This window comes from Blautia hominis (assembly GCA_002270465.1).
Classification (GTDB): Bacteria; Bacillota; Clostridia; order Lachnospirales; family Lachnospiraceae; genus Blautia; species Blautia hominis.
Genome location: NQOF01000001.1, coordinates 382,838 through 407,688, shown reverse-complemented (window position 1 = coordinate 407,688; position 24,851 = coordinate 382,838). Strand labels below are relative to the sequence as shown.

The window sequence follows — 24,851 nt, the reverse complement described above, 5'->3', positions numbered from 1 at the left end:
TTAGAAAAGGAGGCGGAATCCATGCAGCATAAAGGAACGAAAGTGTTGGAGACGGACAGATTACTTCTGCGCCGTTTTACCATTCACGATGCAGCGGCAATGTTTCACAACTGGGCAAAGGATGAACAGGTGACAAAGTACCTTATGTGGCCTGCTCACAAGAGCCAGGAAGTTTCCAGGGAAGTTTTGGAAGACTGGATATTTCACTATGGAGAGAAAGACTTTTATCAGTGGGCCATCACGGTAAAGGAAAATGGGGAGGAACCGGTGGGCGGCATTTCCGTTGTATCCAAAGATGATTCTATAAAAATGGTCCACATTGGCTACTGTATTGGAAGAGACTGGTGGCACAAAGGCGTGACCTCTGAGGCACTCAAAGAGGTGATTCGCTATTTTATGGAGGAAGTACAGGTGAATCGTGTGGAATCCCGCCATGACCCACGTAATTTCAATTCCGGAAAAGTGATGCAGAAGTGCGGAATGAAATACGAAGGCACCAGAAGGCAGGCCGACTTGAATAATCAGGGAATCTGCGACGCATCAGGATATGCCATTCTGGCAGAAGATTACTTTTCATGACTGCCGCCCGGATGTGTAAGGCGGAAAGCCTGCGGCGTTTTTTGATAATGGCTGCGGAAGGTTTTGATAAAACTTGCACAGCTTGCATAGCCCACAGCCTGCCCAATTTCCCTGACACTTAAGTTGGTGGCTGTGAGCAGGGCGGCAGCTTTAGCCATGCGGCATTCTTTCAGATAACAGCCGATCGTCATGTGAAAACACATGGAAAAACCGGCTTTCAATTTCTGCTCATTAAGAAAAACCTGTTTGCCAAGCTGCGCAATCGTGGGGGCATTGGCCAGGTTTTCCGTGAGTATCTGTTTTGCCTGCTGAATTGCCAGCAGGTCAAATTCATCAAAGGTTATCTTTTTCTTTCCCAAATACACAGCAGGCATCTCTTCCGGGGTATGGAGCATACCCTGTTCCATGGATCCTGTTATCATCCCCATGCATTGAATAAGACTGCCCTCCAGCATGAGAGGCGTCAGGCTGTCCATTTGTATCATGCGAAACAATTGGTGCAGCGTTGTGACAACTGCCGGAGGTAATGAATGGTATGTGCGGTTTTTGGAGAGACTGTCCAGTACAGAAGTATGGGGGTCGATGGTGTTCAGTTGTTTCAGGAAGGCGGGATGTAAAGCAAATTCAATTCCCCGGCATTTTTGTCCTGCATTCCAGAACTGCCGGCCCTTCATGTTCTCCTCGCGTACCAGAAAAGACGCAGGGGAGGAGGTATGTGCGGCAATCCCTTGGATTTCAAAACGGGTTTTCCCATAGTAGAAACTGCCGAAACGAAGCAGGGTTTCCCGGCATTCAAATTTAAGAGAGAAAGGGGCTGCAGCCGTATAATCTGCGGCTGCCAATGAATACAGACCGGGCCGTTCGTATAAAACAAAAGTGCCGTCCTCAGGGCGGTTTTTGTTGGTAAACCGGGTGCAGTGGTTTTCTTTGATAGGATGGAATTCCAGATTCTGCAGAATGACGTCTTGAAATTCGCGATGGCTGTGTATACTCATATTGCTCCTCCTTTTTCTTATTATGTCTCGGTTTTACAGGTTTACCACAGAAATATCTGTTTGCATATGCGGTGACGGAAATATTCCTATCAGGTGCAATTAAGAAAAAATGTTGCCTTAAATAGTATAGTATGCTAGAATAACTGCTGTCAATTAGCTATAACTAACTAAGGGATAGAATGTAATTGAGAAAGGGTTGACATTATGATGAATTTGACAAGAAAACTGGCGCCGGCTTTTGCGGTGCTGGCTGCCGTGAGCCTGTTAGCAGGATGCTCTGCACAGGGAACAGGAAAAGATAAGGTGGATACGGAAAAGAAAAGTACCTCCCAGAATGCGAAAAGTCCTGAGAATCAGTCATCCACATCGGCTGTCAAAGAGGGAATGCGCATTGTTGAGACGGATAAAGGAGAGGTCGAAATACCGGAAGATCCCCGGACCATAGTTTCTGATTATTATCTGGGCGAGTTTTTGGCGGTGGATGTAAAACCTGCTATAGCATCTCCTTACTCCCTGTCAAATCCGTTTTTGTCTGATAAAGTGGATGGGATCAAGGAGATGGACATTACCAGTGCGGAGACTTCCCTTGAAATGATAGCAGCCCAGGAACCGGATCTGATCGTGACAATTACGGAAGCAGACTATGAGAAGTATTCGGAAATAGCTCCAACGGTATATATTCAGGACGGAAAGCGCAGTGATGAGGACGTATTCCGCTATATTGCAGACCTGGTAGGAAAAAGGCAGGAGGCGGAGGCTTACATTGCCGATTTCAACCGGCGTGTCATGAACGTTAAGGATGAGATCCGGGGTATTGTGGGGGACAGGACAGTTTCTATTGTGGAAGTATGGCCCCAGCAGATTTACACCATGGGCAGTCATTTTGCAAGGGGCGGTTCCATTCTCTATGACATGTGGGAGCTGAAAGCACCGGAGGCAGTGCAGACCCATATGGTGGATGGTGATACCCAGTATCAGGTGGTTTCCCTGGAAGCGCTGCCCGAATATACCGGTGATTTTATTTTCTATGGCGTGCTGGCAGATACGGACAGCTCTTTTGTGGAAGAGTCACAGCTTTGGAACAGCCTGGATGCTGTAAAAGAAGGAAGGGTGCTGCCCTATGAACAGGTTTCTTTCATGCACAGAGACCCCATCACCTACAGCGCACAGCTTGATATCTTTATTGATTTCTTCAGAGGATTTGAGGGAAAATAATGGGCATAGATGCAAAAAAGAAGACAGCATGGTTTTTGACAGCAGGAGCTGCGGCAGTTTTACTGGCCGCAGTCCTTTCCGTATTGTACGGTAGTACCGGTATACCTTTTGGACAGGTGGTGCGGGCTGTGATAAAACCGGATCTTACAGACCAGCAGCATCTGGTCATACGGGAATTGAGAGTACCCAGGACCGTGGGCTGTATTTTGGTGGGAGCAGCATTTTCCGCAGCGGGAGCCATGATGCAGGGGGTGACCGGAAATCCGCTTGCTGATTCCGGACTGCTGGGCATCAATGCGGGAGCCTCATTTGCTTTGGCTCTCTGCCTTGCTTTTCTTCCGGGGCTGAATTTTTCAGGCGTTGTGTTTTTCTCATTTCTGGGAGCGGCAGCCGCTATGCTGGTTGTATATGGACTCATGAGCCTGAAACGGCGCAGGCTGGATCCTGTGAGACTCGTACTTGCGGGAAGTGCTGTGAGTATTTTTCTCTCGTCTCTGAGCCAGGCAGTGGCGATTTTGTGTAAGATCGGATATAATCTCACTTTCTGGACCGCAGGCGGTGTGGCGGGAATACGTGCAAAACAGCTTGTTTTTGCCGGGCCGGTGATCCTTTTAGGCCTTGCCGCCGCAGTATTTCTTTCCGGGCGGGTTTCCCTGCTGAGTCTGGGGGAGGAGGCGGCAAGAGGGCTTGGTCTTGCCGTGGAAGGCTCCCGCACAGCCTGTCTTTCGGTAGTGCTGGTGCTTGCGGGAGGCGCTGTGGCTCTTGCCGGACCGGTGGCTTTTGTGGGGCTGATGGTGCCTCACGTTGTACGGTATTTTACAGGTGCTGATTACAGATCGGTCATCCCCTGTTCCATGGTGGCAGGGGCTTTCTTCATGCTGGCAGCAGATATTATTTCCAGGATCATCAATGCACCGGGGGAGGTTCCTATCGGATTGGTTTTTGCTGTGATCGGCGTGCCGTTCTTTATCTTTACGGCCCGGAAGGAGGAGAGGACTTTTGAGTGAGAGAAGACGCAAGATCCGTACGGGTACGGTATTTACCCTGTTGATCTTACTGCTGCTTACCGGTATCTGGCTGGAGATAAATGCAGGATACCGGAAAATAAGCTTGGAAGAAATGTGGGAGATCTTTCGGGGCGGCGGTGGGAAAAGTGTCCGCTATACACTTCTTAACTTACGGCTTCCGAGGGTCTTCACCAGCCTGTTGGTGGGCGTAGGTCTGGCTGTCTCCGGCTGTGTGATCCAGGGGGTATCCAAAAACGAAATGGCGGAGCCGGGGATTCTGGGGATCAATGCAGGCGCCGGGCTTTTTGTGGCAGCATTTTTTGTATTTGTTCCCCAAAGCTCCGTCAGCCTGACGATCCTGCTTCCCATACTGGCCTTCGCGGGTTCCATGGCAGCTGCCGCAGTGGATTACAGGCTTGCCCTTACAAAACAGGGCATTTCCCCGCGCAGACTGCTGCTGATGGGCGTGGCGGTCTCCACGGCTGTGTCCAGTGTGACCACCATATTGATGCTCCGGCTGCCGGACAGTGATCATGCATTTGTACAGAACTGGCTGTCGGGCAGTATCTGGGGAGCTAACTGGCCAAATGTGCGGCTGCTTTTTTTCTGCCTTTTTATTCTGGGAGCATTTATCTTTTATAAAAGCCGTACCCTGAATGTGCTGTCTCTAGGGTACCAGACAGCTACAGGCTTGGGGGCGGAGGTGTCCGGGCAGTCGGTGTTCCTTCTCGGTGCCGCCATTGCCATGTCCAGCCTTTGCTGTGCAGTAGGCGGAGGCCTGAGTTTTGTAGGGCTGGTCTGCCCCCATCTGGCCCGACGCCTGGTGGGGCCAAATTACAGGATCCTGGTTCCGGCCACCGTGCTGACAGGTGCTGTGCTGATGACATACGCAGACATGATATCCCGGACGCTGCTGTCCCCCAATGAGATTCCGGTGGGGATCGTGGCAGCGGTGATCGGAGCACCGTATTTTCTATATTTACTGATCAAAACGTAAAGGAGATTTCTATATGGATGCTGTACTTACAGGAAAAAGCATTTCCGTTGCATACCATCAAAACACGGTCATCCCGGCAATGGATGTGCAAATTCCCAGGGGCCGCATTACCTCTGTTATCGGTCCGAACGGCTGTGGAAAATCCACTCTTTTAAAAGCCCTCTCCCGTATGACGCCCATTCGGGAAGGCCATGTGCTTCTGGACGGCAGGGAGATTGCCCACATGTCCACAGTGGAGGTGGCACGGAATATGGCCATTCTGCCTCAAGCGCCCCAGGCGCCAGGAGGGCTTACGGTAAAAGAACTGGTGTCCTACGGCAGATATCCCCATCAAAAGGGATTTGGGCGTCTGAAAAAGGAGGACCATGAGGCAGTCAGATGGGCGCTGTCCATTACCAACACGGATGAACTGGCTGACCGGGACATGGACGCACTGTCCGGAGGGCAGCGACAGAGGGCCTGGATCGCCATGGCCCTGGCCCAGGACACCCCTTTGATCCTTCTGGATGAGCCTACCACATATCTGGATATGGCACATCAGCTTGAAATACTGGAATTGTTGGAGGACTTGAATAAAAGGCAGGGGAAGACCATTGCCATGGTCATCCATGACCTGAACCTGGCCGCCAGGTTTTCAGACTGGATGATTGCCATGCGCTCCGGCAAAATACTGTATGAGGGGACGCCAAAAGAGATCATGACAAATAAAACCCTGGCAGATGTATTTTCCCTGGATGCCTGCATCAGCCAGGACCCGTGGACAGGGAAGCCGGTTTGTGTGACTTACAGGATGAAGAAAAGAGAAAACTGAATATAATGTCAATACTGTGTATGAAATAAAAAACTTGCAATTCTCCTGATATTCCATAGAATAAAATATGTATGAAACTATAGATTCTAACCATTTTATGTGCGGATAGATGGGATAGCAGCAGCGTGTGTCTGAATCATTTTCGGACACGCACCAGCGCGATTGAGAACAGGAGATCTTAAAATGAGAAGTGTAGAAACCCCGGTAAAAAAAATCAGGCGTGAAGTATTTACAGAAATCTGCAAGGTTGCTTTTGAATCCACAAAGGACAATTTTAATGGTGAAATAGAAGCGATACCGTACCATATTGTAAAGGAGCGGGCTTCTTACAGGGAGAGTATTTACAGAGAAAGAGCAGTTGCCAGCGAGCGGGTACGTTTGGCTATGGGTATGTCTCTGCGCCCTGAAAATGAAGCCGTTCATATCACGGCAGGAATGGAAAACAGTAATATTGATGAGAAATATTATGAGCCGCCTCTTATGCAGGTGATCCCGTCTGCCTGCGATGCCTGTGAACCGAATAAGTACCAGGTCAGTAATATGTGCAGAGGGTGTGTGGCTCATCCCTGTAAGCAGGTATGTCCCAAGAATGCCATATCAATAGTCAGTGGCAAATCTGTGATTGACCAGGAAAAATGTATCAAATGCGGAAAATGCAAAGCCATCTGCCCTTATGATGCTATATCCAAAATGGAACGCCCCTGTGCCAGGGCCTGCGGTGTAAAAGCCATCGGCAGTGACAATCTGGGAAGAGCTGCCATTGACCCGGAAAAATGCGTGTCCTGCGGAATGTGTATGGTGAGCTGCCCGTTTGGGGCTATTTCAGACAAATCCCAGATATTCCAGCTTTCCAGGGCACTGCGGGAAGGGAAAGAGATCATTGCTGAGGTGGCACCTGCATTTGTAGGACAGTTTGGAAAGGATGTAACCACGGCAAAATTTAAGGCAGCACTGATAAAGCTTGGGTTTAAGGAAGTATACGAGGTTGCGCTGGGAGCGGATATAGGGGCGATTGCGGAAGCCCATCACTACGCGGAAAAAGTGAGCACCGGGGAACTGCCGTTTCTGCTCACGTCCTGCTGTCCTTCATGGTCTATGCTGGCTAAGAAACAATTTCCGGATTTGATTGACAGTGTGTCCCAGGAGCTTACGCCCATGGTCGCATCTGCCAGAAGTATTAAGCAGAAATACCCGAATTCCAGTGTGGTCTTCATAGGTCCCTGTGCGGCGAAAAAACTGGAGGCATCCAGAACGGATGTCCGCAGTGATGTGGATTTTGTTATTACTTTTGAGGAACTGCAGGGGATGTTTGATGCCAAAGGGATCGTGCCATCCGAAATGGAGGAGCAGGGAAGCCTTCATAATGCCACTGCGGCAGGAAGAGGGTATGCAGTTGCCGGTGGTGTGGCGCAGGCCATTGAGGAATGTCTGCAGGAATATCATCCGGAAATTCCGGTACATATTGAACATGCGGAAGGACTGGCAGAGTGTAAAAAGGTGCTTACCCTTGCGAAGGCCGGGAAGATGAACGGGTGCCTGATAGAAGGTATGGGGTGTCCGGGCGGATGTATGGCTGGGGCAGGGACAAATGTGCCGCTGAAAGAGGCTGCCGTGGAATTGAAGAAATATAAGGCGGGGTCTAGTAAAAAGCTTCCGGCGGCGGAACTTATAGAGATTGAATTGGATTAAAGATGGTAAAAGGCGCGTATCTTGTGGAGGTATGCGTCTTTTTGGCTTTTTTGGGGGGATTGACTTGGAAGCGGACGGAAGAGAATGGGGGATTGGCTGCTGAATGTTGATGTGGGCGGGGGTATTTCGTTGTAATCAGGAAAGGAATCCTGTATAATCTAGTTTAACTCAAAGTAAAGGATTGTACGGTCATTTACTGGGAAATAAATTAGGTAATGAGATGATTTATCTGAAGGTTTGGCAGGTAGGGAAGAGAGGAGAATGAGGAATGGATGTTCGGAAACCGCAGCAGTCTAATTATGATAAGCTCAGTGAAACCTGGAGGGGGAAATTTTTGGAGATGGACCAGGAGGCATTGCGAAAGAAACTGCCGGAGATCAAAGTGGAGGGAGAATATCTGACGGTTGTACATTTTGGGAGAAAGTATGGGATCCATAGAGAAGAGGGATTTATAAAGGCTATGGAGGACAGCGGCCCGATCAGTAATGGGACAAGGATGAATATTTATAACCTGTTTTGGTATTCTAAGGAGAATGCGGGACTTGCGGGGCGGTGGGTGCCTTTCAGGGATGTGAGGAATGCCGGGCCTTTTGCACCGGCTTTTGAAAGGAATATCTTGAGGCCTTTTGCTTTGACTTTTGCAGGGATGACGAAAGAGCTTAGGTCGGCAGCGGAAAAAATGGGGGGAAAGCCGGTGCGGCAGGGGGATGCGGGATATATTATAAATGCATTTTCTTGTATCCCTATGCAGTATTTGTTTTGGGATGGCGATGAGGAGTTTCCGGCACAGGGAAATATTCTTTTTGATCATAGTGTGACGGATTTTATCCACGTGGAGTCTACGGTGACGCTGGCTGAGGAGGGGATTATAAGGCTGGCGGAGCTGGCCGGTGTGGAGTTAAAGGGAAATATGTTTGGCATGTAGGAATGCAGCAGGAATTAGGAGTGGCGGTAGGAAAGAGAATGCTTAATATGACACACTGCTGTCATGTTTTAATTGGTATATTATTGATCAGGAGGGAATGTGGGACAGTTTGCAGATAGAGGAATGGATTTTAAGAAACGGATGGAATCCGAGGCCTATCATTTTCTGAGGGAAGATAAGAGGCTGGGGAACCGGATCATTTTATTGGGGCTGGGCGGGAGTTATGCTTATGGGACGTATCACGAGAGCAGTGATGTGGATTTTAGAGGGATCACATTGAACCTGCCTTCTGACCTTTTGGGGCTGTCTTCTTTTGAACAGTTTGAGGACAGGGAGACGGACACGGTGATCTATGCTTTTAATAAGATGGTGAGGCTGTTGTTAGACTGTAATCCAAATACCTGTGAGATCTTGGGGCTGGATGAGGAGCAGTATCTGATCAAGACGGAGCTGGGACAGGAACTTCTGGATAACAGGGGACTGTTTTTGTCAAAGCGGGCAGTGAGATCATTTGGGGGATACGCGGGGGCACAGTTGAGAAGGCTGCAAAATGCCTCGGCCAGGGATTCGCTTCCGCAGACAGAAAGAGAGAAGCATATCCTGAATTCGGTCAGAAATGCTCTGGAGGATTTTGAACGACGGTACAGCAGTTTTGACAGGGGCAGTATACATTTGTATATAGACAAAGCAGAAAATCAGGATTTGGAGACAGAGATTTTCGTGGATGCGCAGTATAAGCATCTGCCCCTTCGTGATTATGAAAATATGTGGTCAGCCATGCATAATGTGGTTAAGGATTACGATAAGGTCGGAAAGCGTAACCGGAAGAAGGATGATGATCATTTGAACAAACATGCCATGCACTTAATACGGCTGTTTATGATGGCAATTGATATTCTGGAAAAAGGGGAAATACGCACCAACCGGAAGGACGACCTGGAGTTACTTATGAAAATAAGAAACGGCGGGTTCCAAAAAGAGGATAGAACATTCTCCGGAGAATTTTATGATCTGCTTGCAGATTATGAGGGGCGGATGGAGAAGGCGTCCAGAGAAAGCTGTCTGCCGGATAACCCGGATATGGAAAAGGTGGAGGCGTTTGTGGAGCGTGTGAACCGGATCGCACTGGATATGTGACGATAGTCCGGAAGTGATGGCCATGTCAGTGACTGGCAGATCAGAGATAGAAAAAATGTTCCTGAGAGGGAGTTTTTGGAGGAGGATCCATGCAGATAGAGACAGAACGATTAATACTCAGACCGTTTCAGCCGGAAGACGGGGAGGGGCTTTACGAATATCTTTCGGATGCGGAAGTAGTGCGGTATGAACCATATACCCCCATGAGTCCGGAAGAGGCCAGGGAGGAAGCAGGCAGAAGAGCAAAAAACAATGACTTTTGGGCAGTCTGTAAAAAAGACGGGCAGCTTATCGGCAATCTGTATTTCAGTAAGGGAGATTTTAACACCTGGGAGCTTGGCTATGTATTTAACCGCAAATACTGGGGAAACGGCTATGCCAGTGAGAGTGCACAGGCATTGCTGGATGTGGCATTCAGAGAATGGGATGTCAGACGTGTTGTAGCCATGTGTGATCCGAAAAACACCGCATCCTGGCGGCTGATGGAGCGCCTTGGTATGCGAAGAGAAGGGGAACTGAAGCAGAATGTGTATTTTTTCTGCAATGAAGAGGGTGATCCAATCTGGAAAGATACTTATGAGTATGGCCTGCTCAGGGAGGAGTGGATATAGAGATGGATAAAAAGACATATGAAAAACTGAAAAAATATATGAGATCCTGTATGCAGGACAGCGCACACGATGTGGAACATATTTACCGTGTGCTGTATGTTGCTCTGGATATAGCGGAATATGAGAAAGATGTGGATTATGATGTTCTGATCTGTGCCTGCCTCCTGCACGATATCGGCAGAAAAGCACAGATTGAGAACAAGAAGATCTCCCATGCAAAAGCAGGCGCGGAGATGGCTGTGAGTTATTTGAGTGGCCAGGGGTATGACAGGGAATATGTTTCTAAAGTAGAACACTGTATTTTGGCACACTCCTTCCGGAAAAGCGGGGGAATACTCCCGGAGAGTATAGAGGCGGAAATATTATTCGATGCGGATAAGATTGACGTGACGGGTGCTTTGGGGGCTGCGCGGACGCTTCAATACGGAGGCCAGGTGTCTGAGCCTATATATACACGCCTGCCCGACGGACGGATCGCGGACGGAGAGGAAGAGACCGAGGATTCCTTTTTCCATGAATATAAGCAGAAACTCATAAAGATTTATGATATGCTTTATACGAAAAGAGGCCGGGAGATTGCCATGGAGCGAAAAGCGGCGGCAGTGGCTTTTTATGAGAGCCTCTGCAGGGAAGTGGATAGTGCGTTCCGGAAAGGGGCAGCAAGATTGGACGTAACGATTCAATAGGTCTGCGCATTCACTGCGAAGACCGCAGGAAAGCATTTTGCAGCCAAACAAAGTTCCCATCGCCAAAGGCGGTTCTGCATGGATCTTTGCCTGTAACTGTACAGATTAGTTACGATTGGACGAGAAAGTAAGTTGACGGAGGAAGAGAAATGAAATTAAAAAATCCCATGCTGATAGTTCAGGATATGGAAAAGTCAAAAGCGTTTTACAGAGAGGTACTGGGACTGCGTACGGTCACTGATCTGGGGGCAAATGCCGTACTGACCGGAGGACTGTCCCTGCAGACAGAGGAGAGCTGGCTGGAATTCATTGGTTGTGAGAAGGGGGATATCACTTACGGCGGGAAGAACAGTGAGGTCTATTTTGAGGAGGAGGATTTCGACCGTTTCGTCTCCAAACTGGAGAAAAGAACAGATGTAAAGCTTGTGCATCCGGTGTATGAGCATAACTGGGGACAGCGGGTGGTACGGTTTTATGATCCGGATGGTCATGTGCTTGAAGTGGGCGAGAGTCTGAAACTTGTGTGCAGACGTTTTCTGGACAGCGGCATGGGTGTGGAGGAAACGGCTGAGAGAATGGGTGTGCCGGAACGGCTTGTAAGGAACTGTATGAGATAAGCCCCTTGCAGGCAGCTTATAATAGGAGGAAAGATGGAACTTAAAATTATTGACCAAGATTTTTCTGTATGTAAGATAAAGGAATTTTCACCGGAGCTTTTGAAAGACGGATTCTGTTTTGTAGGGAGAACGGATGAGGAATTGTCGCTGGTATGTGCAGCAAAACAGGTACCGGAAGATGCGCTGGAACGTGATGACGGCTGGAAAGCGTTCCGGATCCAGGGCGTTCTGGATTTTTCTTTGATAGGGATTTTGTCTGCGATCTCTGCTGTCTTAGCGGAGAACAAGATCGGGATTTTCGCTGTGTCCACTTATAACACGGATTACATTCTCACAAAAGAAGAGAATTTTCCAAAGGCTGTAGAGTGTCTGAAACAGGCCGGCTACCGGTTCGCCGCATCGTAGGAGGCAGAGTAAAATATGCACGAGGTAAATGCAAAATCCATCCTGTCCGCCCAAAATGGCATGAATCTGTACCGAGGCTGCAGCCACGGCTGTATTTACTGTGATTCCAGGAGTACCTGTTATGGGATGAAACATGATTTTGAAGATATAGAAGTCAAGATAAATGCCCCTCAGTTACTGGAAGCCGCGCTGAGAAGCAAGCGGAAGAAATGTATGATAGGCACAGGGGCTATGAGCGACCCTTATCTGCCTTTGGAAAACAAGCTTGGCCTTACCAGAAAATGCCTGGAGCTTATAGAGTATTATGGGTTTGGAGCAGCGCTGCAGACAAAATCTGATCTGGTCCTGCGGGATTTGGATTTGCTGAAAAAGATCAATGAAAAGACAAAGTGCGTTGTGCAGATGACCCTGACAACCGCGGATGAGGAACTGTGCCGTATTTTGGAACCTCATGTATGTACTACAAAAAGGAGGGCCGAGGTGCTTAATATCCTCCGGGAAGAAGGGATTCCCACAGTTGTGTGGTTCTCCCCTGTTCTGCCGTTTATCAACGATACGGAAGAAAATGTGAGAGGGATCATGGACTATGCAGTCAGAGCGAAAACATATGGTGTACTGAACTTTGGCATGGGAGTCACGCTGCGGGATGGGGACAGGCAGTATTTTTACGAAAAACTGGAACAGCATTTTCCGGGCCTTCGCAGAAAATATATTGAGAATTACGGAAATGCTTATGAGGCTGGCAGCCCCAATGAGAAAAAACTTATGTCCGTTTTTTATGAAATCTGCAGAAGGAATGGCCTGGAGAGCAGTGTGGACAGGATTTTCTCTTATCTGCACAAGTTTGAGGAGAAACATAGTGCCAGCCAGATGAACATTTTTGATTTTATGCCCATGTAAGACAACAAACCCGCAGGCAACGGGGGTGTTGATCTTCGCGGCAGTCCCCAAATGTACATACAAGTATGCCCGCCTGGCTCATTGCCTGCGGGAATAAAATCTCAGGGAAAGTGAAAACTGCCCTGGGATTTTAATATTTGCAATCCCGGGGCATGTAGGGTATACTGTATTGAAAGAATTCGGCACTGCCTTTCAAAGGACAGAAAGTGGATTCGGACAATAACATAACAGAGGTGATACCACAAATGGACAAGTTTCAGACGAGCAGCCTTGTATTATTGCTTGTATTTTATGGCATCTATTTCGGCAAAATGCTGGGTCAGAAAAAGAAAGGGATCAGGACGAACCAGATCGCAAAGGGGGAAAAGGCGGAGGAACTCATGTACATAGAGTTCATCATGAAAATAGCCACGATCGGCGTACCTGTTTATGAGTTGGTATCTATCTTATGGGGAATCAATCAGGCATCTGAGAACATGCGGATCGCTGGACTGATCATCGCCACAGCTGGTGTGATGGTCTTTGGGATTTCTGTCTATACCATGCGTGACAGCTGGCGTGCCGGTATTCCGGAGCGCGACAGGACGAAAATGGTATCTGACGGCATCTATTCCATCAGCCGAAATCCGGCATTTTGCGGATTTGACCTGACTTATATCGGAATTTTACTTATGTTTTTTAATATTCCGCTTCTTGTATTTACCTGTTTTGCAATTCTTATGCTGCATCTGCAGATCCTGCAGGAGGAAAAATACCTGGAACATGCGTTTGGCATAGAATACAAGGAGTACAGAAGACGAGTTTTCCGCTATCTGGGCAGAAACTGCCGGGCGGGGCGGTAAGCGGAGAAAAATGTGTTGGGGGTTTCCTGATAAGATAAAAAAGGGTTAGGTAACCATATGAAATATGAAATCAGAGAATTTACTTCCGGTGATATAGAGGATGTAATGGAAATCTGGCTGGAAGCCAACTGTCAGGCACACAGCTTTATACCCTCTTCTTATTGGGAGAGTAATTATGAATATGTCAGGCAGGAACTTCCGGGGGCAGAGATCCTTGTCTGTAAGGCAGAGCATAAGACACAAGGTTTTATAGGGATACAGGATCATTATATTGCCGGACTTTTTGTACGGACAGAAGATCAGGGACGGGGGATCGGTACAGCGCTTTTAAAAGAGGCCTGCAGACGTTACCGTGATCTGTCCCTCAGAGTATATGCAAAAAATGTAAATGCCGTCCGCTTTTATAAAAAATACGGTTTTGCCATACAAAGTTCAGAGACAGATTCGGAAACCGGAGAAATAGAATACATTATGAGATACACAGAACACAGGAAACTGGAATTTGAACAGATATCGGGGTAGGATGTAAGACGGCTGGAGGATTTGTCATAGTTGGCGTCTTCCATTGTAAAGGAAGTCTTCGACCCCATGATCGGAGCCGCACAGAATGACTATATGATACAGTTATTTCAGACCGTTCCTGCTATAATAGAGCAGCTTAATAACGGATATACCTATTATATAGTAAAGGATGCGTCAGGGGATGTGGGGTTTTTGGCCTTTTATCCCAGGGAAGAAATGCTGTATCTGAGTAAATTTTATCTGACAAGCGGCAGAGGAGAGGGTTTTATGTTGGAAGTAAAATTCTACAGGCAGGCTGAGGACCATCTTTTGAAATTTGCCGTGATCCTGGCAATGGCGGGAGAAAAAATGGTTCTGGTCAGGCACAGGGAACGGGATACCTATGAGATTCCCGGGGGCCACAGGGAGGCCGGGGAGAGTATTGAGGAAACAGCGGCAAGAGAATTGCAAGAGGAGACGGGGGCAATGGCATTTACACTGAAGCCTGTATCCGTCTATTCTGTTACCGGCAAAAACCGGGTCAATGATACCGGGGAGGAGACTTACGGCATGCTTTTTTATGCGGAAATCACTTCCTTTGGCAGAATGGAAAGCGAAATAGAAAAAATTGAGTTTTTTGACCGGCTGCCGGAGGCTTTGACTTATCCGGAGATACAGCCAATACTGGTGGATAGAGTAATGAAAGAAAAGGAGGAGCATGTATTATGAGATACAAACTGGAAGGCACTGTTATGCCGGCGGTGGAAATGCTGTTGAACAGAGGGGAAAGTATCTATACACAGACCGGGGGAATGTGCTGGATGAGTGCCGGCATCAGCATGAGCACCAATGCGAGAGGCGGCCTTATGCGGGGCTTAGGCCGTATGTTTTCCGGGGAATCTTTTTTTATGACAAGCTATCAGGCTGAAATGGATGGGGCTATGATCGCGTTTTCCTCCACGGTTCCCGGGGAGATCGTTCCGGTTGACTTAAGGGCGTACAGAGGCTTTTACTGCCAGAAGGGATCTTTCCTCTGTGCGGAAAGTGCAGTGGAGACTAAAGTGGCATTTACAAAAAAAGTATCTTCCGGTTTCTTTGGGGGTGAGGGGTTCATCCTTCAGGAAATGCAGGGCAATGGCATGGTCTTTCTGGAAGTGGACGGCAATAAAGTGGAGAAAGAACTTCTGCCGGGAGAAGTGATCAAAGTAGATACCGGAAATGTGGTGGCCTTTGAGGGCAGCGTGCAGTATGAGATTGAGATGGTAAAAGGCGGTATGAATATGTTTTTGGGCGGTGAGGGTCTGTTCCTCACAAAACTTACCGGACCGGGAAAGGTGATCCTGCAGACCCAGAACTTCGGGGAATTCTGCGGCAGGATCCGCCAGTACATACCATCCCATGACTGATTTCCTGTAAGTGAGATGCGGCTGCGGGTCTGACCGGGAAAACAGCCAAAAGGTTAAGAGGAGGATTGTGTATGAGAGAAGAGGCATCGTCAAAACAGTGGGAGAAATTATATGAAGTCACCTGTAATCTGAAGGCTCTGGAGCCATGGAAATATTTTTGGGATACCCAGCTCATAGCTATCTTTTTAAAAGACAGCGAGGAACCTGTTTTCGCCAGCATTATGGGATGCGGCGGAAACTGTTATGGGATCAGTGTCTATGAAGGGCTGGAAGGTCTGAGGGACTTTGATATGATTGCCTCCACCGAGGAAACGGGGATCCCTCCCGATTATGCAATGCTGGAGCAAAGTTCTCTTACCTGTTATTTTGGAGACCGGGAAGAGGTTCCGCCGGACCAGAAAAAAATCATAAAGGAATTGGGATATAAGTTCAGAGGCCGGGGAGAATGGCCTTTTTACCAGTCCTGTATGCCCAGATTCGTACCCTGTACACCGGATGCGCGGGAGGTGGAAGTGCTCACAGAGACGTTCCAGAACCTGTTCATGGCAGTCCGGGCTGTGATAGAGGAGCGGATTTTTGTGGACTGGGATAAGGGTGAGATACTCTGGAGAGCTTATAATGAAAAAACAGGGCTGTGGAATATGTTTGCAGAGTCTATTCCCATGGTGGAACGGGAATATCCGCTTATTGTGCTGCAGGATGAGGTGCTGAGAAGGCGTCTGAAAAAAAGGCCGAAAGTGGGAACAGAGATATCTGTGGATTTTGCCTATGTCCATGCCAGCATCGAGCTGGAAAAATATGAACGTCCCATAAGCCCCCTTCTGTTTGTGACCCTGGACCACGCGTCAGGTATGGTCCTGGACATGAAGATGGTGAATCCGGAGGACTCGGAAATTGATGTAGTGCTGGATTTTTTTGTGGATTATCTGCAGAAAAACGGAAGGATGCTGCGCCTCAAGGCCAGAAATCCGTGGGTATTTGCAGCACTTCAGGATATCTGCGAGGAGTGCGGCATCCAGCTTGAAAAAGATGAATTGGAAGAGATGGATCAGATCATCTCTGAGATCAGAGAGCATATGTTTGAAAATTTTTAGCAAGATAAGGTGAGGATTCTTCCACCCCTATAGGTGTAGATACGAGTCACGAAGAACATGATGAATTGCAGTGGTGAGTGGAGAAAAATTGATATCCGTAGAAACAACTCTTTTTCGATAAGAAATCAGAAAGATAATTCTTATCGAAAAGGAGTATTTTTATGCAAAAAACAAATTTGACAGATTATTTTAGAAAATATCATCAGGGTCATTAACGGCCAGAAAAGATTGAAATGCAAGTATGTGATATTGACTGGTGTAACAGCTTTGATACTATTGGCAATACTGATTCATTTTTAGATGATTCGGAACAGAAAAAACTAAAAGGGTAAATAGTGTAATGTGATAGTTACGTTAAAAAAGTAGTTATATAGTATATTTAGCAATAAATACATAAAAATAAGTAACTATAATATTGACTGCTTTTGCGGGAGTACATATAATATAAGTGAAAAGAAAAGCCTTTCAAGAAAGGAGACATATGATCATGGATATGAATATTACAATCGCAAACAATATACTTGCGCTTTTGAAAAAACAAAATAAAAAACAAATTAACTTGGCGGCGGCTTTGGATACTAATAAGCAGACTGTGAATAAAATGCTGAATGGTTCACGGATGATCAATGCCATTGAACTGAAAAAGACTGCAGATTTCCTTGGTGTTAAAATGGAAGAACTGACAAAAATCCCGGAGACTACTGCAGATACTAATATTGCGCTTGCATTTATGGGAAAAGTTTCATCTGAACAAGCAAAAAAAGCGCTGTCAATAGCGGATGAGGTTTCAGATATGATTCTGTTTCATAGTCGTGTTCGTGAGAATGGTACAGAGATGATGAAGTCCTGGGAGGAAAATTGATGAGCAATGTTTTAGACGGAAGTTTATATAAAAAACAGGATAAGCAGTTCGAGAAGATTAATGATCTGTCAAAACATTTTGCAGGGGTATATTGCGGCACAACAATTCTCAGGTCTTCTATCTTTGAAATCGTTTCAAACTATGCAAGAAAGAATGAGGTTGAATTGGAAATCTTGAGATATCCCTTTATGGATGAAGAATTGTGGGCATTTACTTTTGTTAAAAAAGGCAGATTGTTCGTATGTGTGAACTCCCAATTGATTCTTTGCAAACAGATATTTGCAGTGGCTCATGAATTGTACCATATTTATTGTTATGTGGAAGATATCAACCAGAGCACGATTACAGGTGGTTCCCTTTTAAATTCTCAAATAGGTGATGAGGCTGCGGTAACACAGGAAGATTTGGAAGCAAATGCATTTGCAGGACTGCTTTTGATGACAGATAAAGAAATGCGCGAGCAGACCGATATTTTTGGAATTGCAGGAAATGATATCACAGTTGATAATATACTGACTTTGATGGATTTGTTTGCGCTTCCATATAAAGCAACAGTGCTACGCCTTTTTGAGGGCAGGATCATATCCGAATCTACGGCAAAAGAACTTCTTGCAAATAGTGTGGAATATGTTTCGGAAAGAATTGCAGTAACAGGTAAGGCCAGACAGTGGCAGGTTGATAGCAGTGATCAGGTATATTGGGGCAGTCTCTATGATAATCTGGAGTTTAATTCAGAAAATGAATTGCTTACGGATAGTAGAGAAGCGGCTGATAAAGAGTATCTTAAAGAAATTGAGAAAGGCTTTCGGGAAGAAAGATAGGTTGGCATATGACAAACGAAAAATATGCTCTGCTGGATACGGACTTTATTTCTAAAATGCATCTCATCCGTAAAGATAATGAAAACCCTATGATAAATCGAATTATGGAGATGCCGGGCTATCAATTTTATTGTCATGAACAGATTCATATTGAATTATCAAGACATAATATAGCAGGCGCTCCAGAGTGGCTGTGTAAAATGAAATCCAACGGAACCATCATTTGCTATGATGATGAGCAGATTTTGGATGAACTTGAAAATGTATATGGAGCTTCTGCCAGCGCAATGTATATGCAGTTGATGAAGACTGCTTGTGAAGCGTATCGTAAAGGATATTTTGAGGAAAAATTCCAGTGTATTCGACAACTGGACTATAGAAACGTTACAAAGGCAGATTTTCTGTACAATCTGGAAGTTGATTGTGACTTAATTGGCGAAGGGCAGAATCTGGGTGAACTAAAGACCTACGTTTTACTACAGGTATTGTTTATCATGAGTGGAGAACAAATCTATGTGTTCTGCTCTGATGATAAGAATGCCAGAAATGGTATCGTGAGTATTGGTGGAGTAAAATGCATCAGCGTATTATCTGCTTTTTTGAGATTACATAAAGAAGGTGGATTTGAAAAAGAGGAAGCAGCCCCTTATGTCGATGCATATTTAAGATTATGTTCCAAAACAAATCAGAGGACCTTTAAAATACAGGATACTTCAAAGGAAAGAAGGCTATGTAAAGTTCCTTGTGAGAAGGTGCTGGAAGAAATATTTGAAGGGAAATTGGAAGAGTTGAAGACCGGAAATTTGAAATACATAGAATGAGGAAAGTTAATTTCAGCATACTGCCCCATATCGCGCTGCCTACCTCGGGATTTTCATGCTTCCGGCATGAAAACACCTCCCGGTACAGTGGTCTTTGAACAGTAACGGGTGAAGTTTCGGTTGGATTTTTTATTCGGAAACAACTTGTGAAGAGAACCATACAAGTTGTAAAATAAGAACCATAAGGAGGGGCATATGACAAACGAAAACGGAAAGACAAAATATTATGTGCTCATGGAGGAACTGAAGCAGTCAATCTTGAGCGGTGAGATCAAGCCGGGAGAAAAGCTGCCCTCGGAAAACGAACTGTCTGCCCGCTATCAGATCAGCCGCCATACGGTGCGCAAAGCCCTGTCAATTCTCATTAATGAAGGGTATATTGAAGCGGAACACGGCCGCGGAACCTTTTGTTCCCAGCGCATGGGGCACATGAAGAATTCAAGGAATATCGCAGTTGTGACAACCTACATATCCGACTATATCTTTCCCCGCCTGATCCAGGGCATGGATAAGGTGATGACAGCCAACGGATACAGCATCATCCTGAAAAATACGGCCAACAGCCGGACAAAAGAGGAACGGGTCCTGGAGGATATCCTGACTAAGGACATAGAGGGGCTGATCATCGAACCCAGTAAAAGCCAGATTTTCTGCAGGCATACAAACTTGTATGCAATGCTGGACCAGTATGAGATCCCCTATGTATTTATCCAAGGCGTATATCCACAGATGATGGACAAGCCGCACATTCTTATGGATGACTGTAAAGGCGGTTACCTTGTCACAAAACATCTGCTGGACAGCGGGCACAGCAAAATACTGGGGATTTTTAAGGCGGATGACTTTCAGGGGAGAGAACGGCACAAGGGATATGTGAAGGCACTCCAGGAGGCCGGATTTTCCTATGACCCGGATATGGTGGTATGGTTTCACACGGAGGACCGTAAGATGAAACCGGCGCAGATGATAGATCTTCTGCTGCAGCAGCAGGTGGAGATGGATGCAGTTGTATGCTACAACGACCAGATCGCACTGGAGGTCATCCGTTCTCTGCAGAAAAACGGAAAGAGAGTGCCGGAAGATATTTCTGTGACAGGGTATGACAACTCTGTCATCGCAGAGGGGACCGTGGGGCTGACAACCATCGCTCATCCCCAGGAAAAACTGGGTGAGATGGCCGCTGAACTGCTTTTGGAAAAGATCCGTAAAGTACCGGAGGAGAAGAGCCGGATTCCGCGCCTGATCCAGCCGGAACTGGTTGTGCGGGGGTCCACCAAAAACAGAAATACGGAGAACGGATAGGAGATTTAAGGCAGATGAAGAAAAAATATGCGATCGGTGTGGATTATGGCACCCAGTCCGGACGGGCAGTCCTGGTAGATGTGTCCGACGGAACGGTAGCTGCCCAGAGCACCAAACCCTACACCCACGGAGTGATGGAGGAATACCTGCCGGACGGAACCAGACTGCCTCCGGATTGGGCGCTGGAACACCCATTGGATTATCTGGAGGTGCTGGATGTTACCATACCTGCTGTTCTGAGGGACAGCGGTGTGGATCCTGAGGATATCATAGGCCTGTCCATTGATTTTACGGCATGCACGGTTATGCCGGTGGACAGGGAAGGCACTCCTCTCTGTCTGCGTGAGGAGTGGGAACACGTTCCCCATGCATGGCTGAAGTTGTGGAAACACCATGCAGCCCAGGAAGAGGCCAATATCTGTACCAGGGTTGCCGGGGAGCGGGGGGAGACATTCCTTTCAAGATACGGCGGGAGGGTTTCTTCCGAATGGATGATTCCTAAACTGATGGAGATCCTGAAAGAAGCTCCTGAAGTCTATGAACAGGCAGACCGGTTTGTGGAGGCTGCGGACTGGGTTATCTTTAAGCTGACGGGTCAGGAGAAGCGCAGCGGATGTGCGGCCGGATATAAGGCTTTTTGGAATAAGAGGGAAGGTTACCCTTCCTCTGATTTTTTCAAGGCTCTTGATACACGCCTGGAACATGTGGCAGAGGAAAAACTTGGCAAAGAAGTCTATCCCCAGGGAGCAAAAGCCGGGGAACTGACCAATGAGGCGGCAGACCGACTGGGGCTGCGTGCGGGCATGGCAGTGGGTGTGGCCAATGTGGATGCCCACGTATCCCTTCCCGCGGTAGGGATCACAGAGCCAAACAAGCTCTTGATGATCATGGGAACCTCCACCTGCGGCATTATGTGCAGCAGGGAGGAGAAGATGGTTCCCGGCATCTGCGGCGTGGTGGAGGATGGAGTCCTTCCGGGGCTCTATGGATATGAAGCGGGACAGCCCTGTGTGGGCGACCACTTTGAATGGTTTGTAAAGAATTGTGTGCCCACATCCTATTATCAGGAGGCAGACAGGCAGAACATATCGATCCATGAGCTTCTCACCGGAAAGGCATCCCGTCTCAAAATAGGGGAGAGCGGGCTCCTTGCCCTGGACTGGTGGAACGGCAATCGTTCTGTGCTGGTGGATGCGGATTTGACAGGGATGATACTGGGCCTGACACTGACCACCAAACCGGAGGAGATCTACAGGGCTTTGATCGAGGCCACAGCTTACGGAATGCGTACGATCATTGACAACTTTGAACAGGCAGGAGTACCGGTTAAGGAGCTTTACGCCTGCGGAGGCATTTCCAAGAAAAATGCCATGATGATGCAGATTTATGCGGATGTAACAAACCGTGAGATCTTCATTGGTGCCTCGGACCAGTCCCCTGCACTTGGTTCCGCCATGTTCGGCGCTGTGGCGGCAGGGAAGAAAAATGGCGGATACGACACGATTTTTGAGGCGGCAAAAGCCATGGGACGGGTGGAGGAGAGGACCTACAGACCAAACCCCGAACATACAGCGGTCTATGACAGGCTGTATCAGGAATTTAAAACCCTGCACGACTACTTCGGGCGGGGCGGCAATGATGTAATGAAGAGACTGAAAAAAATAAAAGCGGAAGCGAGGAGATAAATCATGTTGGAAGAACTGAAAAAAGCGGTATACGAAGCAAATATGCTTCTGCCAAAGTACGGACTGGTAACCTTCACCTGGGGAAATGTAAGCCAGATTGACCGGGAGACAGGCTATTTTGCCATCAAACCCAGCGGCGTTGACTACGACAAGCTGACCCCGGAAGATATGGTCATCATGGACCTGGACGGAAATAAGATCGAGGGGAAATACAATCCATCCTCCGATACGCCCACACATCTTGAGCTTTACAAAGCATTTCCAAACATCGGCGGGATCGTACATACACATTCCCCGTGGGCCACAAGCTGGGCACAGGCCGGAAGGGGCATTCCCTGCTACGGTACCACTCACGCGGACTATATGTACGGAGAAATCCCTTGTGTCAGATGTTTGACAAAAGAGGAGATAGACGGCGCATATGAGAAGAATACAGGCCTTCTCATTGCGGAATATTTTAAGGAGAATGACTATGAAGCGGTCCCGGCAGTCCTCTGCAAGAACCACGGACCATTTACCTGGGGCAGGGATGGACACGAAGCAGTCCACAATGCAGTGGTCCTGGAAGAGGTTGCCAAGATGGCAGCGCGGTGTGAGACCATCAACCCGCAGGTAAAACCGGCTCCCCAGGAACTGCAGGACAAACATTATTACAGAAAACACGGGGCAGATGCCTACTACGGACAGAAATAAAAATCACGGAGGTAAGATTTTATGGGTTTGAATTTGGAAAAGGTAAAAAATGTGATTGAAAGCGGAAAGGCAGTGCTGGGTATCGAATTCGGTTCTACCCGTATCAAAGCAGTGCTCATTGGGGAAGATAACGCGCCCATCGCGTCCGGCAGCCACGACTGGGAAAATCGTCTGGAACATAATATCTGGACATACTCCCTGGAGGATATCTGGACGGGACTGCAGGACAGCTATGCGAAGATGGCAGAGGATGTAAAAGAAAAATATGGTGCTGTCATCACAAAACTGGGGGCAGTAGGATTCAGTGCCATGATGCACGGCTATATGGTATTCGATGAAAAGGATGAACTGCTGGTACCCTTCCGCACCTGGAGAAATACCATGACGGAGGAGGCTTCTGACAAACTGACAGAAGTGTTCCGGTTTAATATCCCTCAGAGATGGAGCATTGCCCACCTGTATCAGGCGATCCTGAATCATGAGGAGCATGTTTCAAAAATTAAATTCCAGACAACACTGGCGGGATATATCCACTGGAAACTGACCGGGCAGAAGGTTCTGGGCGTGGGCGAAGCATCCGGTATGTTCCCTATCGATATGAACACAAGAGATTATAATGCCCGTATGATGGAGCAGTTTGATGAACTTGTGGCTGACAAAAAGTATTCCTGGAAACTGGGAGAGATTCTGCCAAAAGTCCTGAGTGCCGGTGAGGATGCTGGCGTCTTGACAGAGGAAGGCGTAAAACTTCTGGATGTAAGCGGAAACCTGCAGGCTGGCATTCCCGTATGCCCGCCGGAGGGGGACGCAGGTACAGGCATGACCGCAACAAACAGCATTGCAAGACGTACAGGCAATGTCTCTGCCGGAACTTCTGTATTTGCCATGGTGGTTTTGGAGAAAGAGCTTTCCAGAGTATATAAAGAGATTGATATGGTCACAACACCTACCGGCAACCTGGTGGCAATGGTGCACTGCAACAACTGTACATCTGATCTGAACGCATGGGTATCCCTGTTCAAAGAATTTGCAGAGGCATTCGGCGTGGAAGTGGATATGAATAAACTGTTTGGGACCCTGTACAACAAAGCGCTTGAGGGTGATGACGACTGCGGCGGCCTGCTGGCGTACAACTATTTTTCAGGAGAGCATATCACCGGATTTGAGGAGGGACGCCCCCTGTTTGCACGTATGCCGGAGAGCAGATTTAATCTGGCGAATTTCATGCGGGTACACCTGTTCACAGCACTGGGTGCCTTGAAGACTGGCCTTGATATCCTTTTAAAGGATGAGGGTGTGAAGCTGGACAAGATCCTGGGCCACGGCGGCCTCTTTAAGACAAAAGGTGTGGGACAGAAGATCATGGCAGGTGCTATTGACGTGCCGGTGTCTGTTATGGAGACCGCGGGAGAAGGCGGCGCCTGGGGAATTGCCCTGCTGGCATCCTACATGGTGAACAAAGACGAGAAGGAAACGCTGGATGATTATCTGACCAATAAAGTATTTGCAGGCGAAACCGGCAGTGAGATGGCTCCCGATCCGGCAGATGTGGCAGGATATGACAAATTTATCAGGAGATACAAAGAAGGCCTGGCCATTGAACGGGCAGCCGTTGATACTATGAAATAGTAGAAACTGCGCATGGCGGGTTTTCCGTTATGGCGAATTATAAAAGAGACACACAGCCAAGTAAAATGTGAAGTGCCCCCAATAAGTTAAGGGCAGTTCCAAGCGGTTGTGTGTCTCTTTTTATCTCATTTATTAAAATGCACAGCTCTCCAGATAAAGAAGACCATAGGTCCTGCGGTTAGGAGAAGAAAGACAGGTGTGAACCATGCCCCCAGATCCAGGCAGAATACGGAACAGTAATTTAGATAAAAGAATATAAAGGTGACGGCAAAACGCAGGGTGACAAGCATACTTTTCATATTTCCATAGATCCAGCCTATGTTTTGGGGTGTCACATGGCCGGGTACATTCCAGAATTCAGGAAATTTCTCTACAAATATCATCAACAGATAGATAAGAACAGTGATTACCGGGAGTATGACCAGTGATCCTTTGGGGCCGTAGGCGTCCGCCTGTCCATTCAGCCCAAAGTGGGTGGGAATTTCATTGGGCAGAGAGTTCCAGCGTAAAATAAGACACAGCAGCTGCCCGATCAGCAGCAGAAAAGACAGGATACTAAGAATGCGCTGGTAAAGTGTAACAGGTAATTTGATCTTCATAAGGCATCCTCCTTTCTTACAG

Annotated in this window: 27 protein-coding genes; 25 read left to right on the top strand and 2 right to left on the bottom strand. The window is 47.5% G+C overall.

Features of this window, described 5'->3' with window-relative positions:
• Nucleotides 1-21 precede the first annotated feature (21 nt).
• Complete coding sequence (locus CI595_RS01905) at nucleotides 22-579, top strand: GNAT family N-acetyltransferase (protein ID WP_095171138.1); 558 nt, start codon at nucleotides 22-24, stop codon at nucleotides 577-579.
• Here CI595_RS01905 and CI595_RS01900 read toward each other — a convergent pair.
• The gene (locus CI595_RS01900) at nucleotides 567-1,574 is read right to left on the bottom strand and encodes a helix-turn-helix domain-containing protein (protein ID WP_095171136.1); all 1,008 of its coding nucleotides are present in this window, start codon (nucleotides 1,572-1,574) and stop codon (nucleotides 567-569) included. The two genes, CI595_RS01905 and CI595_RS01900, sit on opposite strands and share 13 nt — an antisense overlap.
• 204 nt (nucleotides 1,575-1,778) lie before the next feature.
• Here CI595_RS01900 and CI595_RS01895 point away from each other — a divergent pair, with 204 nt between their 5' ends.
• From CI595_RS01895 to CI595_RS01780, 24 genes are all read left to right on the top strand, one after another.
• The gene (locus CI595_RS01895; RefSeq protein WP_095171134.1) at nucleotides 1,779-2,789 is read left to right on the top strand and encodes an ABC transporter substrate-binding protein; all 1,011 of its coding nucleotides are present in this window, start codon (nucleotides 1,779-1,781) and stop codon (nucleotides 2,787-2,789) included.
• A complete protein-coding gene (locus CI595_RS01890; protein ID WP_095171132.1) occupies nucleotides 2,789-3,796 on the top strand; it encodes a FecCD family ABC transporter permease in 1,008 nt (335 codons plus the stop codon). The genes CI595_RS01895 and CI595_RS01890 overlap by 1 nt, the downstream gene beginning before the upstream one ends.
• Nucleotides 3,789-4,793: a FecCD family ABC transporter permease gene (locus CI595_RS01885; RefSeq protein ID WP_095171130.1), complete on the top strand. Its 1,005-nt coding sequence runs from the start codon at nucleotides 3,789-3,791 to the stop codon at nucleotides 4,791-4,793. The genes CI595_RS01890 and CI595_RS01885 overlap by 8 nt, the downstream gene beginning before the upstream one ends.
• A 13-nt stretch (nucleotides 4,794-4,806) precedes the next feature.
• Complete coding sequence (locus CI595_RS01880; protein ID WP_095171129.1) at nucleotides 4,807-5,604, top strand: ABC transporter ATP-binding protein; 798 nt, start codon at nucleotides 4,807-4,809, stop codon at nucleotides 5,602-5,604.
• Between the two features lie 183 nt (nucleotides 5,605-5,787).
• Complete coding sequence (locus CI595_RS01875) at nucleotides 5,788-7,293, top strand: 4Fe-4S dicluster domain-containing protein (RefSeq protein WP_095171127.1); 1,506 nt, start codon at nucleotides 5,788-5,790, stop codon at nucleotides 7,291-7,293.
• 268 nt (nucleotides 7,294-7,561) lie between these two features.
• Complete coding sequence (locus tag CI595_RS01870) at nucleotides 7,562-8,218, top strand: DUF3786 domain-containing protein (protein WP_095171126.1); 657 nt, start codon at nucleotides 7,562-7,564, stop codon at nucleotides 8,216-8,218.
• Between the two features lie 123 nt (nucleotides 8,219-8,341).
• Nucleotides 8,342-9,355, top strand: coding sequence for a nucleotidyltransferase domain-containing protein (locus CI595_RS01865; RefSeq protein ID WP_095172340.1), 1,014 nt, complete (start codon nucleotides 8,342-8,344; stop codon nucleotides 9,353-9,355).
• Between the two features lie 89 nt (nucleotides 9,356-9,444).
• Nucleotides 9,445-9,966, top strand: coding sequence for a GNAT family N-acetyltransferase (locus CI595_RS01860; protein ID WP_095171125.1), 522 nt, complete (start codon nucleotides 9,445-9,447; stop codon nucleotides 9,964-9,966).
• 2 nt (nucleotides 9,967-9,968) lie between these two features.
• Complete coding sequence (locus CI595_RS01855) at nucleotides 9,969-10,652, top strand: HD domain-containing protein (protein WP_095171124.1); 684 nt, start codon at nucleotides 9,969-9,971, stop codon at nucleotides 10,650-10,652.
• Between the two features lie 149 nt (nucleotides 10,653-10,801).
• Nucleotides 10,802-11,269, top strand: coding sequence for a VOC family protein (locus tag CI595_RS01850; protein WP_095171123.1), 468 nt, complete (start codon nucleotides 10,802-10,804; stop codon nucleotides 11,267-11,269).
• A 33-nt stretch (nucleotides 11,270-11,302) separates the two neighbouring features.
• Nucleotides 11,303-11,674: an ACT domain-containing protein gene (locus CI595_RS01845; RefSeq protein ID WP_095171122.1), complete on the top strand. Its 372-nt coding sequence runs from the start codon at nucleotides 11,303-11,305 to the stop codon at nucleotides 11,672-11,674.
• Between the two features lie 15 nt (nucleotides 11,675-11,689).
• Nucleotides 11,690-12,574 (top strand): SPL family radical SAM protein, encoded by an 885-nt coding sequence (locus tag CI595_RS01840; RefSeq protein ID WP_095171121.1) that lies wholly within the window; start codon nucleotides 11,690-11,692, stop codon nucleotides 12,572-12,574.
• Between the two features lie 245 nt (nucleotides 12,575-12,819).
• Entirely contained in the window at nucleotides 12,820-13,416 is a 597-nt protein-coding gene (locus CI595_RS01835; RefSeq protein ID WP_095171120.1) for a methyltransferase family protein, read from the top strand.
• A gap of 57 nt (nucleotides 13,417-13,473) precedes the next feature.
• The gene (locus CI595_RS01830; protein ID WP_095171119.1) at nucleotides 13,474-13,938 is read left to right on the top strand and encodes a GNAT family N-acetyltransferase; all 465 of its coding nucleotides are present in this window, start codon (nucleotides 13,474-13,476) and stop codon (nucleotides 13,936-13,938) included.
• A gap of 30 nt (nucleotides 13,939-13,968) precedes the next feature.
• On the top strand, nucleotides 13,969-14,646 hold the full coding sequence (locus CI595_RS01825; protein WP_330397231.1) for an NUDIX hydrolase: 678 nt from the start codon (nucleotides 13,969-13,971) through the stop codon (nucleotides 14,644-14,646).
• Nucleotides 14,643-15,323: a TIGR00266 family protein gene (locus CI595_RS01820; RefSeq protein ID WP_095171118.1), complete on the top strand. Its 681-nt coding sequence runs from the start codon at nucleotides 14,643-14,645 to the stop codon at nucleotides 15,321-15,323. Before CI595_RS01825 ends, CI595_RS01820 begins: the two co-directional genes overlap by 4 nt.
• Nucleotides 15,324-15,394: 71 nt before the next feature.
• Nucleotides 15,395-16,417 (top strand): DUF7309 domain-containing protein, encoded by a 1,023-nt coding sequence (locus tag CI595_RS01815; protein ID WP_095171116.1) that lies wholly within the window; start codon nucleotides 15,395-15,397, stop codon nucleotides 16,415-16,417.
• 487 nt (nucleotides 16,418-16,904) lie between these two features.
• Nucleotides 16,905-17,279 carry a helix-turn-helix domain-containing protein gene (locus CI595_RS01810; RefSeq protein ID WP_243135078.1) on the top strand — a complete coding sequence of 125 codons (375 nt, stop codon included), beginning with the start codon at nucleotides 16,905-16,907 and terminating at the stop codon, nucleotides 17,277-17,279.
• Complete coding sequence (locus CI595_RS01805) at nucleotides 17,279-18,100, top strand: ImmA/IrrE family metallo-endopeptidase (RefSeq protein ID WP_095171114.1); 822 nt, start codon at nucleotides 17,279-17,281, stop codon at nucleotides 18,098-18,100. Before CI595_RS01810 ends, CI595_RS01805 begins: the two co-directional genes overlap by 1 nt.
• An 8-nt stretch (nucleotides 18,101-18,108) precedes the next feature.
• Nucleotides 18,109-18,921, top strand: coding sequence for a hypothetical protein (locus CI595_RS01800; protein ID WP_095171112.1), 813 nt, complete (start codon nucleotides 18,109-18,111; stop codon nucleotides 18,919-18,921).
• Between the two features lie 195 nt (nucleotides 18,922-19,116).
• On the top strand, nucleotides 19,117-20,223 hold the full coding sequence (locus tag CI595_RS01795; protein WP_095171110.1) for a GntR family transcriptional regulator: 1,107 nt from the start codon (nucleotides 19,117-19,119) through the stop codon (nucleotides 20,221-20,223).
• Between the two features lie 14 nt (nucleotides 20,224-20,237).
• On the top strand, nucleotides 20,238-21,908 hold the full coding sequence (locus CI595_RS01790; RefSeq protein ID WP_095171108.1) for a ribulokinase: 1,671 nt from the start codon (nucleotides 20,238-20,240) through the stop codon (nucleotides 21,906-21,908).
• Nucleotides 21,909-21,911: 3 nt separating this feature from the next.
• Complete coding sequence (locus CI595_RS01785) at nucleotides 21,912-22,601, top strand: L-ribulose-5-phosphate 4-epimerase (protein WP_095171106.1); 690 nt, start codon at nucleotides 21,912-21,914, stop codon at nucleotides 22,599-22,601.
• A 21-nt stretch (nucleotides 22,602-22,622) separates the two neighbouring features.
• Nucleotides 22,623-24,230, top strand: coding sequence for a xylulokinase (locus CI595_RS01780; RefSeq protein ID WP_095171103.1), 1,608 nt, complete (start codon nucleotides 22,623-22,625; stop codon nucleotides 24,228-24,230).
• A gap of 125 nt (nucleotides 24,231-24,355) precedes the next feature.
• Here CI595_RS01780 and CI595_RS01775 read toward each other — a convergent pair whose 3' ends face one another.
• Nucleotides 24,356-24,829, bottom strand: a complete 474-nt coding sequence (locus CI595_RS01775; protein WP_095171101.1) for a DUF1648 domain-containing protein — start codon at nucleotides 24,827-24,829, stop codon at nucleotides 24,356-24,358.
• Between the last annotated feature and the right edge of the window lie 22 nt (nucleotides 24,830-24,851).